This window comes from Dyadobacter sp., assembly GCF_051859145.1.
In the GTDB taxonomy this organism is placed as follows: Bacteria; Bacteroidota; Bacteroidia; order Cytophagales; family Spirosomataceae; genus Dyadobacter.
Genome location: NZ_JBHYGF010000072.1, coordinates 1 through 12,189, shown reverse-complemented (window position 1 = coordinate 12,189; position 12,189 = coordinate 1). Strand labels below are relative to the sequence as shown.

General features: G+C 46.9%; 10 protein-coding genes and 1 pseudogene. 8 read left to right on the top strand and 3 right to left on the bottom strand.

Annotated features, from left to right (window positions below):
- Window positions 1-68 precede the first annotated feature (68 nt).
- The 6 genes from pepT to ACTIE6_RS05680 all read left to right on the top strand — a co-directional run bounded on the left by pepT (window position 69) and on the right by ACTIE6_RS05680 (window position 6,357).
- The gene (gene pepT / locus ACTIE6_RS05705; RefSeq protein ID WP_439555712.1) at window positions 69-1,307 is read left to right on the top strand and encodes a peptidase T; all 1,239 of its coding nucleotides are present in this window, start codon (window positions 69-71) and stop codon (window positions 1,305-1,307) included.
- A gap of 255 nt (window positions 1,308-1,562) precedes the next feature.
- Window positions 1,563-2,198, top strand: a complete 636-nt coding sequence (locus ACTIE6_RS05700; protein WP_439555711.1) for a ribonuclease H1 domain-containing protein — start codon at window positions 1,563-1,565, stop codon at window positions 2,196-2,198.
- Window positions 2,199-2,202: 4 nt separating this feature from the next.
- Window positions 2,203-2,925 carry a tRNA1(Val) (adenine(37)-N6)-methyltransferase gene (locus tag ACTIE6_RS05695; RefSeq protein WP_439555710.1) on the top strand — a complete coding sequence of 241 codons (723 nt, stop codon included), beginning with the start codon at window positions 2,203-2,205 and terminating at the stop codon, window positions 2,923-2,925.
- Between the two features lie 60 nt (window positions 2,926-2,985).
- Window positions 2,986-3,957: a glycosyltransferase family 2 protein gene (locus tag ACTIE6_RS05690; protein WP_439555709.1), complete on the top strand. Its 972-nt coding sequence runs from the start codon at window positions 2,986-2,988 to the stop codon at window positions 3,955-3,957.
- A gap of 52 nt (window positions 3,958-4,009) precedes the next feature.
- A complete protein-coding gene (locus ACTIE6_RS05685) occupies window positions 4,010-4,621 on the top strand; it encodes an inorganic pyrophosphatase (RefSeq protein WP_439555708.1) in 612 nt (203 codons plus the stop codon).
- A gap of 140 nt (window positions 4,622-4,761) precedes the next feature.
- Window positions 4,762-6,357, top strand: coding sequence for a peptide chain release factor 3 (locus ACTIE6_RS05680; protein ID WP_439555707.1), 1,596 nt, complete (start codon window positions 4,762-4,764; stop codon window positions 6,355-6,357).
- A 228-nt stretch (window positions 6,358-6,585) separates the two neighbouring features.
- On the opposite strand, the gene ACTIE6_RS05675 is transcribed toward ACTIE6_RS05680, so the two are convergent.
- Together ACTIE6_RS05675 and ACTIE6_RS05670 are read right to left on the bottom strand one after the other, a co-directional pair.
- Entirely contained in the window at window positions 6,586-6,951 is a 366-nt protein-coding gene (locus ACTIE6_RS05675; protein ID WP_439555706.1) for a hypothetical protein, read from the bottom strand.
- A gap of 90 nt (window positions 6,952-7,041) precedes the next feature.
- The gene (locus tag ACTIE6_RS05670) at window positions 7,042-7,338 is read right to left on the bottom strand and encodes a hypothetical protein (protein WP_439555705.1); all 297 of its coding nucleotides are present in this window, start codon (window positions 7,336-7,338) and stop codon (window positions 7,042-7,044) included.
- 112 nt (window positions 7,339-7,450) lie between these two features.
- Between ACTIE6_RS05670 and ACTIE6_RS05665 the strand changes: the two genes are divergently transcribed.
- Both ACTIE6_RS05665 and ACTIE6_RS05660 read left to right on the top strand, forming a co-directional pair.
- On the top strand, window positions 7,451-10,480 hold the full coding sequence (locus ACTIE6_RS05665; RefSeq protein WP_439555704.1) for an amidohydrolase family protein: 3,030 nt from the start codon (window positions 7,451-7,453) through the stop codon (window positions 10,478-10,480).
- Between the two features lie 23 nt (window positions 10,481-10,503).
- The gene (locus ACTIE6_RS05660; protein ID WP_439555703.1) at window positions 10,504-11,820 is read left to right on the top strand and encodes an amidohydrolase family protein; all 1,317 of its coding nucleotides are present in this window, start codon (window positions 10,504-10,506) and stop codon (window positions 11,818-11,820) included.
- Between the two features lie 21 nt (window positions 11,821-11,841).
- Here the strand turns inward: ACTIE6_RS05660 and ACTIE6_RS05655 are convergent.
- Window positions 11,842-12,189: pseudogene (locus tag ACTIE6_RS05655) on the bottom strand (GntR family transcriptional regulator); the annotation flags it as partial.

Genomic DNA, 12,189 nt, shown 5'->3' with positions numbered 1-12,189 from the left:
ATATCAACTATTCGCCGGCCGATCTGGCTTCCATTATCGGTTAATCCGGTTTCCAAACAGCATCAATTATGAAAACATCAGTTCTCGAAAGGTTTCTGAGGTATGTGCAGATCGATACGCAATCAGACCCGGAATCCGAAAGCTTTCCGAGTACAGCCAAACAGCGTGACCTGAGTAACTTACTTGCCGTGGAATTGCTGGAAATAGGTGTTTCTGACGCGCACGTAGACGAGCACGGTTACGTGTACGCGACTATTCCATCCAATTCGGCTAAAACCAATGTGCCTGTGATCTGCTTTTGCTCGCACGTGGATACATCCCCGGATGTTACCGGCGCGAATGTGAAGCCGATTGTCCACGAGCAGTGGGACGGAACTGATATTGTGCTTCCCGACGATCCAACGCAGGTTTTGAGAATAGGAGAGTTGCACGATCTGGATCAGCAAATTGGAAATGACATTGTAACAGCCAGCGGTCTGACCCTGCTCGGTGCCGACAACAAAGCCGGTGTTGCCGAAATAATGGCCGCAGCCGAATACCTGATCAACCACCCGGAGATCACGCACGGGGAAATCAAGATACTTTTTACGCCTGATGAAGAAGTCGGACGTGGTACCGAGCGGGTGGACCTGGCTAAATTAGGAGCTCACTATGGATACACGGTCGACGGTGAAGCGGCCGGAACATTGGAAAATGAGACTTTCTCTGCCGACGGTGTGAAAATCACGATCAGCGGCGTAAGTACCCACCCTGGTTATGCGCTTGGAAAACTGGAAAATGCAGTCAAAATAGCCGCAGATATTATCGCCCGTCTGCCAAAAGACGCGTTATCGCCGGAAACCACGGAAAACAAGGAAGGCTTCATTCATCCGACGCATGTGGAAGGTATCCAGGAGAAAGTGACCCTGGGCTTTATCATCCGGGATTTCACAACCGCCGGTCTGCACGAAAAAGAGGAATACCTGAAAAGCATTGTCGATGAAGTTTTAAAGAACTATCCAAACTCCACTGCGGACTTCAAGGTGCAGGAGCAGTACCGCAACATGAAGGAGATTCTTGACAAATACCCGCAAATCATCGAGCATGCAGAGGAAGCTATGCGACGCGCGGGACTAAACCCCGTTTGCAGAAGCATCCGCGGCGGCACCGACGGTTCTCGCCTCTCCTTCATGGGTTTACCCTGTCCCAACATCTTCGCCGGCGAACACGCATTCCACTCGAAACTGGAATGGGTATCCGTGCAGGATATGGAAAAGGCAGTAGAAACGATTGTGAATTTAGCAGAGGTTTGGGAGGAGCGGGGCTAGGAGTTTTGAGTTAGTGAATTAGTGAGTTAGTGAATGAGTGAGTTTTTAATTTTGAATGATTGAATGACCGGGCGCCGTTGCGCTGAATGACTGAATATTTTTTATCGAATTCTTCAAGCGGTCAAATCGGAAAAAGGCTTAAATCAAATGCTAATCGCTTATAATATCGACTAACTATCAACTCGCCAACTCACTAACTCGCCAACTCCCACATTCAGTCATTCACTCATTCAATCATTCAGTCATTAAAAAAAGATGTCTCAAAAAAAGACGAAGTACTACGTTGTGTGGCAGGGGAGGAAGACGGGGGTTTTTACGGATTGGAAAGAATGCGAGGCGCAGATCAAGGGTTTTGAAGATGCGCGCTATAAGTCTTTTGAATCCATTGAAGAGGCAGAAAAGGCTATTCAGCGGGATTATTGGGAATTCGTGACGAAAAAAGAAAGTAAGCCCGTGTTGAAAGAAGCGCCTGCTTCCGTGGGTAAGCCCATTAAGAATAGCATAATCGTCGACGCAGCCTGGAACACGGCCAGCGGAGATATGGAATATCAGGGTATCTACTACGCAACGGGTAAAAGGATCTTTTTGCAGGGCCCGTTCAGGGATGGTACCAACAACATCGGTGAGTTCCTTGCGATTGTACATGCATTGGCTTACCTGCAAAAAAATGCGAGCGATCTGCCCATTTACAGCGACTCGCGCACTGCAATCAGCTGGATCAAGAAAAAGCATGCGAATACAAAACTTGCACTGACTCCCCGGAACAAGCCCGTTTTTGAAATGCTGCAACGCGCTGAGAGATGGCTTGCAAGTAATACTTACCCGAATAAAATCCTGAAATGGGAAACGGAGTACTGGGGTGAAAACCCTGCTGACTTTGGACGAAAATAAAACAATGGCCAGAAACACACATTTCCAGTTCAAGCAATTTACCGTGCAGCAGGACCAATGCGCAATGAAAGTGTGTACCGACGCGTGCGTGCTCGGCGCGTGGGTTAATGTTGAAAATGCCGACAGAATCCTGGATATCGGCACAGGTACCGGGCTGCTTTCCCTGATGATCGCGCAGCGGAATACCTATGCATCCATTGACGCTGTCGAAATTGAAGCCGAGGCTTTTTACCAGGCGGGCGAGAACGTAGAAAGTAGCCCGTTCAATGGACGCATTACATTGTTTCATGCAGCTGTTCAGGATTTCACTTCGGAGCATTTGTATGATCTGATCATCACAAATCCGCCATTCTTCCAGGCTGATCTCCGTTCTCCTGCCGAAAAGATTAACCAGGCGCACCATGCAGATACACTTGATTTTGCAGCATTGCTGTCTTCACTTCAAAGGTTGCTCGCACCCGAAGGCAGGTTTGCGGTTTTGCTGCCTGTTGAAGAAGGAAGTCTGTTCCGTAAAATGGCTGAGGAGCAAAACTGGCGCTTGGACCACGAACTAACCCTTTTTCACCAACCCAACAAAAAGGCTTTCCGTGTCTTGATGGAGTTCAGAAATGCAGCAGGTGCCGCGTGTGATAATGTATCCGAAACCCTGTATATCTACCAGGAAGACGGAATTACGCACGATCCGAAGTTCAGGGAGCTGCTGAAAGACTTTTATTTAAAATTTTGATCGGGAAAAAAGCGAACTTTGCGGCATTATCAATCCAGTCCGCGCCATTGCAGATTATTCATGACCCATTCAGCTATCCAGATATCCGTAATTGTTCCGCTTTATAATGAAGACGAATCACTCCCAGAGCTTAGTGAATGGATTGGCCGGGTAATGAACGAAAATGGGTTTTCCTACGAAATTCTGTTTATAGACGACGGCAGCAAAGACCAATCCTGGGAAGTTATTTCCCGGCTTTCACTCGAAAATGCAAGCATCCGCGGCTTCCGGTTTGTTCGTAATTATGGCAAAACGGCTGCATTACAAACAGGCTTCCAGGCTGCAAAAGGTGATGTAATTATTACAATGGACGCTGATTTACAGGATAGTCCGGACGAAATCCCTGAGCTTTACCGATTGATCGCCGAAGAAAAGTACGATCTTGTTTCGGGCTGGAAAAAGAAACGCTTCGATCCAATTACCAAAACGATCCCTACCAAGATTTTCAATGCAGCTACCAGAAGCATTTCGGGTGTGTACCTGCACGATTTCAATTGCGGACTGAAAGCGTACCGTAAAGAGGTGGTCAAGAATATCACGATTTACGGAGAAATGCACCGGTACATTCCGGTAATCGCCAAATGGAATGGCTTTGCAAGGATAGGGGAGAAGGTTGTGCAGCATCGTCCACGTAAATACGGGCACACCAAGTTTGGTCTGGAACGCTTTATTTTTGGCTTTCTTGATTTGCTTTCAATTGCCTTTGTGAATAAGTTTGGGCGTCGGCCGATGCATTTATTCGGTAGTCTGGGAACCCTTATGTTTTTTCTGGGAACCATTATAGCATTCTGGCTTCTTGGTAAAAAAATATACAATATTTACCATTTGCTGCCTTACCGTAATGTAACCGATAACCCATTATTTTTCCTCGCGCTTGTTGCGATCATGGTCGGTTCCCAGTTATTTCTCGCAGGTTTTCTGGGTGAGCTCTTTGTTAAACAGTCTGTTTCCAAAACGGGCGACTACAACATTTCTGAGCGGGTGGGAAATTGAAACTGAGTTTATTAATCAAATAAGATAAAAAATATTACCTATTACACAGATAATGATCGCTAACGTACACAAAGCACATCCCTGGCATGGAATTCCAATGGGTGACAACGCACCCGAACTTGTAACTGCATTTATTGAAATTGTTCCTACTGATACAGTAAAATACGAAATAGATAAAGCGACAGGTTACCTCGTAATCGACCGGCCGCAGAAATACTCCAACATTGTTCCTGCGCTTTACGGGTTTATACCAAAAACTTACTGTGCTGATAAAATCGCTGCATTGGCGCGTGAGCGTTCAGGTCGCGATGTGACTGAGGGCGATGGTGACCCGCTGGATATTTTGGTTTTGTGTGAAAAAATTATCTCGCATGGGGATATCCTTTGTACAGCCAGGCCAATCGGCGGGATTCGTTTGATCGACGGCGGAGAAGCTGACGATAAGATCATTGCGGTGCTAAAAGGAGATGAAGTTTATGGTGGATTTTCTGACATCGCCGAATTGCCTGAGGGTATCGTGGAGCGTTTGAAACACTATTTCCTTACTTATAAAAATCTTCCGGGCGAAGCAGCTCACATTGAAATCACCAATGTGTACGGTCGCGAGGAAGCTTTGGAAGTAATTATGACTTCTGTGGAAGATTACAAGCATTCATTCTACTGAGCTTCCGATTTACCACAAGAATAGCTGAATACCAGCATGATATTAGAGCCGTTTCCGATAGGGGCGGCTCTTCTTTTATTCGTATCTTTGCGGAAATTTTGAATATTCAGAATCTCTGAAAATCAGTATCTCCATACTTCATGAGTAATATACAGGAAATTAAAAAGCGCCGCACATTTGCGATCATCAGTCACCCCGATGCAGGAAAAACAACCCTGACGGAGAAATTGCTGCTGTTCGGGGGCGCGATCCAGACGGCCGGGGCGGTTAAGTCAAATAAAATCAAGAAAACAGCGACCTCCGACTTTATGGAGATCGAAAAACAAAGGGGTATCTCGGTAGCTACTTCCGTGATGACCTTTGAATACAAAGACCTGCTGATCAACATCCTCGATACACCCGGCCACAAGGATTTTGCAGAAGATACTTACCGCACATTAACGGCTGTCGATAGCGTAATCCTCGTTGTGGATTGCGTAAAAGGTGTGGAGGAACAAACCGAGCGGTTAATGGAAGTGTGCCGGATGCGGAATACGCCCGTTATCATTTTTATTAACAAACTTGACCGCGAGGGTCAGAATCCATTTGAACTGCTCGACGAGCTGGAAAGTAAGCTGAATATCCGCGTGCGTCCGTTGACGTGGCCGATCAATATGGGCGCCAATTTTAAGGGAGTTTACAGCTTGTACGAGCAAATGCTGTATTTCTTTAAAATCAATAAGACCAAAATTGAAAGCAATGTCGCCAAGGTAAGTCTGGACGATGAAAGCCTGACGGATCTGGTAGGAGAAAAAGATGCAGAGCAGCTGACTGAGGATGTGGAGCTGGTAGAAGGAGTTTACGACGTATTCTCGGAAGAAGCTTACCAGAAAGGCGAGCTGGCACCGGTATTCTTCGGAAGTGCGATCAACAACTTCGGTATCAAGGAATTGCTGGATACTTTCTGCGAAATTTCACCTATCCCACAGCCGCGCCCGACAGATGTGCGGGCAGTAGAACCTACTGAACCGAAATTCACAGGTTTTGTATTCAAAATCCACGCTAACCTTGATCCCCGCCACCGTGACCGCATTGCATTTCTTCGCATTTGTTCCGGGAAATTTGAGCGGGGCAAGTTTTACAAACACGTGAGATTGGGCAAAGAAGTACGTTTTTCGAGTCCATTCACATTTATGGCTTCGGATAAAAGTGTGATGGACGAAGGTTTTCCCGGCGACGTAGTCGGACTTTACGATACGGGTAACTTCAAGATCGGCGATACTTTGACAGAAGGGGAAAGCCTGCAATTCTCAGGTATCCCAAGCTTTTCTCCTGAAATATTCAAGGAGCTGATCAATATGGACCCGATGAAATCCAAGCAATTGGAAAAGGGGATTCAGCAGCTGACAGACGAAGGTGTCGCCCAGCTTTTTACATTGGATCTTGGGAACAGAAAGATTGTAGGTACCGTGGGAGAACTGCAATTTGACGTAATCCAATACCGCCTCGAACACGAATACGGCGCGAAATGCCGCTGGGTACCCATGAACATTTCCCGCGCCTGTTGGCTCACCGCCGACGAAAAGCCAGCAATGGACCAGTTCGTCAGACTAAAAGGAAACCAGATCGCCTACGACAAAGACCGCAACCCCGTCTTCCTAGCCGAATCAGAATGGATGATCCGCATGAACCGCGAAAACAACCCCGCGATCCACTTTCATTTTACTTCGGAGTTCAAGACGGAAATGGCGGTTTAAAGCAATGACTGAATGACTGAATGACTGAATGATTGAATGAATGAGTTTTGTCATGCTAAATGCTTTTCATGCTGAGCGCACCGGGCCGCCGGGCGGTCGAAGCATAGTGCACCTTGCTTCGACTGCGCTCAGCATGACAAACTCATTCACTCATTCACTAACTCACACATTCACTAATTTGAATATTCAGTCATTCAATCATTCAATCATTCAAAATTAAGCCCCCCCTCACTTCTTCGGCCCCTCGCCACTTCTCCGCATTCCTCTTCTGTCTTCCAGCATGGTTTTGTATTTTTCCTGCTGCTCTACTGTCAGTATTTTTGACAGCTCGTTGTTGAAGTTTTCCATTGAAGCGCGCATTTCTGTGCGGTCTGCGTTTTGTGCGTTTCTTAATTCCTGCACTTTCTGGGCACGGGCGAGACTCAGGTTGTAAACCTGCTTCTTCTGGTCTTCTGACAAGTTCAGATTCTCGGTGAGCGTTTTGGTCTGGTTTTCGGCGCGCGGCTCCGCCGTCATATTGCCTCCTCCCTGACGCTGAGCAAATCCAGCGACAGTCGTGAAGGTCAACAGAAATACAAACACGATTTTCTTCATGGTTTTTTCATTTAGATACCAGGGTTAGAGTCAAAAACCGTGCTTGGGTTTAAGCGGGTATTCTATTAATTATCAGCAACAAAGAAGTAATCAGGCATTATTAAGTAATGTGCGCGTCAGGCTTTCCCACTCTTCTTCCAATGAACCTTTGAAAACATCAGCTCCGGCACGCCGGTACCAGTACCCTGCATTGAATGTATCGCCTTCTACCCTGTGCAGGTAAGCGTGCAGACGATCGTACGCCCACGTTCCTTCTGCGCTCTGGGCAATATTATGCGCTGCTTCCCAGTCGCCTTTGGCATCGTACCAAAGCGCTTTCAGCAATTCCGGCATGCCCGCCGGTGGGATTTTGAGTGTGATTGATTCTTTGAATTGCTCGTAGGTCATAGCGGGATTAGTTCTGTTTTTGTATAAAAGCGTGTTTGCAAAAAACTGAAAAAATAAGCCAACATGAAAGTTCAGGGTGGTATATTGTAAGTTGTACAGACTCCATCTTTTTATGTTTAAACCATTATCAACCTTACTGGCAGGGCTGATTGTCAGCTTTTATTGTCAAGCACAAGAAACTTTTCCGCAGAACGGCGCCTACGACGAGCGGCCCGGCCGTTTTGCATTTACCAATGCGACTATTGTAGTTGATCCTAAAACCACCATAGAAAATGGCACGCTGCTGATCGAAAATGGCAGGGTAGTCCAGGCAGGCAAGCAGGTGAAATTACCCGCAGGAGCTGTTACCATTGATTTAAGAGGTAAATACATTTACCCTTCATTAATTGATCTCGACTCGGACTACGGAATGCCGGAAGTAAGCCGGAGCCGTCCGGCAGGGGGCAGGCAAACCCCGCAGCTGGAATCCAACAAAAAAGGCGCATTCGGCTGGAACCAGGCCATTCAGGCAGAAAATGACGCGAGTATTATCTTTACGCCTGACGCGAAGAAAGCAGCTGATCTGCGCAAAATCGGATTTGGTACCGTTCTGGTTCACCCGCACGACGGGATTGTAAGAGGAAATGGCGCAGTAGTCACATTGACCGACGAACCAGCCAATAAAGCGCTTTTAAACAGAAAAGCTTCGGCACACTTCTCATTCAGCAAAGGTACTTCGTCTCAAACTTACCCTTCTTCCACAATGGGCGTAGTAGCGCTTTTGAGACAAAATTATTACGATGCAGAATGGTACGCCCGCACGCCGAAAGCCAAAGAAGCAAACCTTTCGCTGGAAGCTTTTAACCAGATCAAAAACCTTCCTTCGTTTTTTGAAACAGGAGACAAATACAGTGTGCTCCGCGCAGATAAGGTAGGGGATGAATTCGGGGTTCAGTATATCATCAAAGGTGGAGGCGATGAATACCAGCGCATTAACGAGATCAAAGCCACTAAAGCTACCCTCATTTTGCCACTCCAATTTCCCGAAGCTTACGACGTAGCCGATCCCTGGGACGCAGATGTGATCAGTATGTCACAGCTAAAACACTGGGAAATGGCGCCGAAGAATCCGGCGGAAGTTGCGAAAGCTGGGATACCATTTGCATTCACGTCGGCAGGGTTGAAGAACAAAGCAGATTTTTTGAAAAACATCAAAACCGCCATTGAGTACGGTTTGCCGAAAGAGAAAGCACTCGAAGCGCTGACAACTTTACCTGCGAGCCTCATCAAATCCGACAGCCAGATTGGTAGCCTCAAACCAGGTATGCTCGCCAATTTTATCATTACCTCAGGCGACTTGTTTAGTAAGGATAATGTGATTTATGAAAACTGGATCCAGGGTAAAAAGTACATTATCGCACCCGTCAATGCGCCGGATATCCGGGGTACTTATGCTTTGTCGATCAACAATCAGCCTGGCGGAAAATTGCAGATTAGCGGCTCGCCGGAAAAGCCTGAGTACAAGGTAATTGTTCAGGATTCTATGAAAATCACGCCCAAAGCTGTTTTGTCAAACGAGCTGCTGACCCTGACTTACCAGGCAGATAAGAAAATACCAGGTACTACCCGGCTTACCGGCTGGCGTGCGGGTACCGGTTTATCGGGTGAAGGTGTACTGCCCACCGGCGCAGTTGTACCCTGGTCGGCTACGCTCACCGAGAAGTTCCAGTCGACAGCTGCGAGTGACACAGCAGTTGCAAAAGTGAAAGAGACCGGCCCGGTAGTATATCCTTTTGTTGGTCTTGGGAATGAAGCGCTGCCGAAATCAGAAACTGTATTGATTAAGAATGCAACCGTTTGGACCAACGAAAAAGAAGGTATTTTGCAGAATGCGGATGTGATCGTGCAGAATGGAAAAATTTCGAAAGTTGGAAAGTCTTTGTCGGCACCTTCGGGTGCGAAGACCATTGATGGTACCGGAAAGCATTTGACCAGCGGTATTATCGACGAACATTCACATATCGCATTGTTCAAGATCAATGAGGGCGGACAAACTAGTTCGGCGGAAGTGAGGATGAGCGACGTGATCAATCCTGACGATATCAACATTTACCGCCAGCTTGCAGGCGGGGTAACTGCTTCACATCTGCTGCACGGTTCTGCGAATTCCATTGGCGGACAAAGTGCGATGATCAAGCTGAAATGGGGCACAACCCAGTCAGAAATGCTTTTGCCGGATGTAAAAACGATCAAGTTTGCATTGGGGGAAAATGTGAAGCAATCTAACTGGGGCGATGTAGCGCGCGTTCGTTTTCCGCAAACCAGAATGGGCGTGGAGCAGGTTTACTTTGACCATTTTCTGAGGGCAAAAGAATATGCGAAAAACTGGAAATCATTCAATGGTACCTCCAAGAAAGTAGCTGCCAATGCGCCAAGAAGGGACATTGAGCTGGATGCATTAGCCGAAATCCTGGATAGTCAGCGGTTTATAACCTGCCATTCCTACGTACAGTCGGAGATCAATATGCTGATGCATGTGGCGGATTCATTGAAATTTAAAATCAACACATTTACGCATATCCTGGAAGGCTATAAACTCGCCGACGGAATGGCGAAACGTGGAATCGGCGGTTCAACTTTCGCGGACTGGTGGGCGTACAAAATGGAAGTAAAAGAAGCAATTCCGTACAATGCGGCATTGATGTACCATGAAGGTGTCACGGTTGCGATTAATTCCGACGATGCAGAAATGGCCCGCCGCCTCAACCAGGAAGCTGCCAAAACAGTAGAATACGGCGGAGTTCCGGAAGAAGAAGCCTGGAAAATGGTCACACTTAACCCTGCCAAATTGTTGCATGTTGAAAATCGAATGGGCAGTATTAAAGCCGGAAAGGATGCTGACCTGGTGCTCTGGAATGCGCACCCGCTTTCAGTGTACGCACGCCCCGAGTTTACCATGATCGAGGGTACTGTGTATTTTGACCGTAAAAAAGATGAGGAAAAGCAAAAATCAATGCAGCTGGAAAGAGAAAAGCTGATTCAGAAGATGCTGAGTGATAAATCGGAAGGAAAACCTACGCAGAAGCCGCAGGTCACGCAACCTAAAATGTGGCATTGTGAAGACATAGTAGGTGTGCACACAGAGCACGAAGGAACCAGGTAATCACTCCGTAAATCATTGAAATCATGAAACAAAAAATTATAGCAGGAACAATCAACACGCTGCTCACATTGGCAGCGATTTCACCCGCATTCAGCCAGAATCCTGCACCCGCATTGCCCCAAACCAAACCAATGGTTCTCACGGGCGCGACGATCCACATCGGCAATGGACAGGTGATACAAAACGGCGTGATCGCATTTGATCAGGGCATTATCACTTACGTAGGTGCCGCAGGCTCCAACCCGGCAGCAGCAGGTGCGGAAACGGTCGAGGTAAAAGGCAAACACATTTTCCCGGGCGTTATTTCGCTTAATACTACGGTTGGTTTGCAGGAAATTGCAACTGTGCGTGCCACCCTGGATTTTGCTGAGGTGGGAGAGATTAACCCGCATGTGCGTGCACTGGTTGCCTATAATACGGACTCAGAGGTAATTCCAACATTACGCGGAAATGGGATTCTTGTTTCGCAAGCGGTACCGCAAGGCGGGGTTATATCTGGCTCTTCATCGGTTTTTTACAGCGATGGATGGAACTGGGAAGATGCTGTTTTGAAGAAAGACGATGGTATCTGGCTAAGCTGGCCGCCTTTTCTGGCAAGCAGCTTCAACTACGACGATTTTTCTGTATCCACCAAAAGAAATGACAAACGCCAGGAAGTAATTGACCTGATCAGGGCTACTTTCTCAGAGGCGAAGGGATACAATGCAATTGCTGAACCTGCTTCCGTAAACCTGAGAATGGCTGCATTGAAGCCTGTTCTCGCAGGTACCGCGAATTTGTACATCCGGGCGGAGTATGCAAAAGATATTATCGAAGCAGTGAAGCTGGCGAAGGAATTTGATATAAAAAGAATAGTTATAGTTGGCGGAGATGAAGCCTACAAAGTGGCTGCTTTCCTGAAAGAGAACCAGGTATCTGTGGTCTTGAATCCAACTCACAGACTTCCCGGCCGCGTTGATGAGGATGTATATATGCCTTACGAGCTGCCCGGTTTGCTTCATAAAGCCGGTGTAAAAGTAGCGATCACCTACGCCGATGAATGGTGGAGAACCCGAAACCTGGCATTTCTGGCAGGTACTTCTTCCGGGTTTGGTGATATTACCTCAGAAGAAGCACTTCAATTTGTCACCAAAAACGCTGCCGAAATCATCGGCGCTGAGCGGGAAGTAGGCACGCTGGAAAAAGGAAAACACGCTTCCCTGATCGTTTCCGATGGTGATATCCTGGATATGCGCGGTAATGTTGTAGGAATGGTGTTCGTGAAAGGCGGCAAAGTAAATCTCGATGACAAGCAAAAGCGGCTTTACGAGAAGTATAAAACGAAGTACGGGAAGAAGTGATTCATCCCGTACAAAACATAATCAATCGACACTAATCATATAAATACCGTCATCGGCGATCTTGATCAGGCCTTGCTTGTAGAGACCGCCGATTGCTTTTTTGAAGACTTTTTTGCTGATCTGTAATCTTTTATAGATATCCTCGGGCGAACTGTTGTCTGATAAATTCAGAAAACCGCCTTCTTTTTGCAGAAGGTCGAATATTACTTTTCCTGTGGGCTCGATGATCTCGGTCACACTCTTTTGCAGACTGATATCCAGCTTATTCTCTTCGCGGATCTTCTTAACATAGCCTTTCAGACTGTCACCTACCTGTAAGTCGCGGAAAACTTCATTGCCATAGATCAAACCTTTGTGATATTGATTGAC

What these genes read in the sequence shown, in the direction of transcription:
- pepT (WP_439555712.1), top strand. Translation starts at nt 69, where the DNA reads ATGAAAACATCAGTTCTCGAAAGGTTTCTGAGGTATGTGCAGATCGAT.
- ACTIE6_RS05700 (WP_439555711.1), top strand. Translation starts at nt 1,563, where the DNA reads ATGTCTCAAAAAAAGACGAAGTACTACGTTGTGTGGCAGGGGAGGAAG.
- ACTIE6_RS05680 (WP_439555707.1), top strand. Translation starts at nt 4,762, where the DNA reads ATGAGTAATATACAGGAAATTAAAAAGCGCCGCACATTTGCGATCATC.
- ACTIE6_RS05675 (WP_439555706.1), bottom strand. Translation starts at nt 6,951, where the DNA reads ATGAAGAAAATCGTGTTTGTATTTCTGTTGACCTTCACGACTGTCGCT.
- ACTIE6_RS05665 (WP_439555704.1), top strand. Translation starts at nt 7,451, where the DNA reads ATGTTTAAACCATTATCAACCTTACTGGCAGGGCTGATTGTCAGCTTT.
- ACTIE6_RS05670 (WP_439555705.1), bottom strand. Translation starts at nt 7,338, where the DNA reads ATGACCTACGAGCAATTCAAAGAATCAATCACACTCAAAATCCCACCG.
- ACTIE6_RS05695 (WP_439555710.1), top strand. Translation starts at nt 2,203, where the DNA reads ATGGCCAGAAACACACATTTCCAGTTCAAGCAATTTACCGTGCAGCAG.
- ACTIE6_RS05690 (WP_439555709.1), top strand. Translation starts at nt 2,986, where the DNA reads ATGACCCATTCAGCTATCCAGATATCCGTAATTGTTCCGCTTTATAAT.
- ACTIE6_RS05685 (WP_439555708.1), top strand. Translation starts at nt 4,010, where the DNA reads ATGATCGCTAACGTACACAAAGCACATCCCTGGCATGGAATTCCAATG.
- ACTIE6_RS05660 (WP_439555703.1), top strand. Translation starts at nt 10,504, where the DNA reads ATGAAACAAAAAATTATAGCAGGAACAATCAACACGCTGCTCACATTG.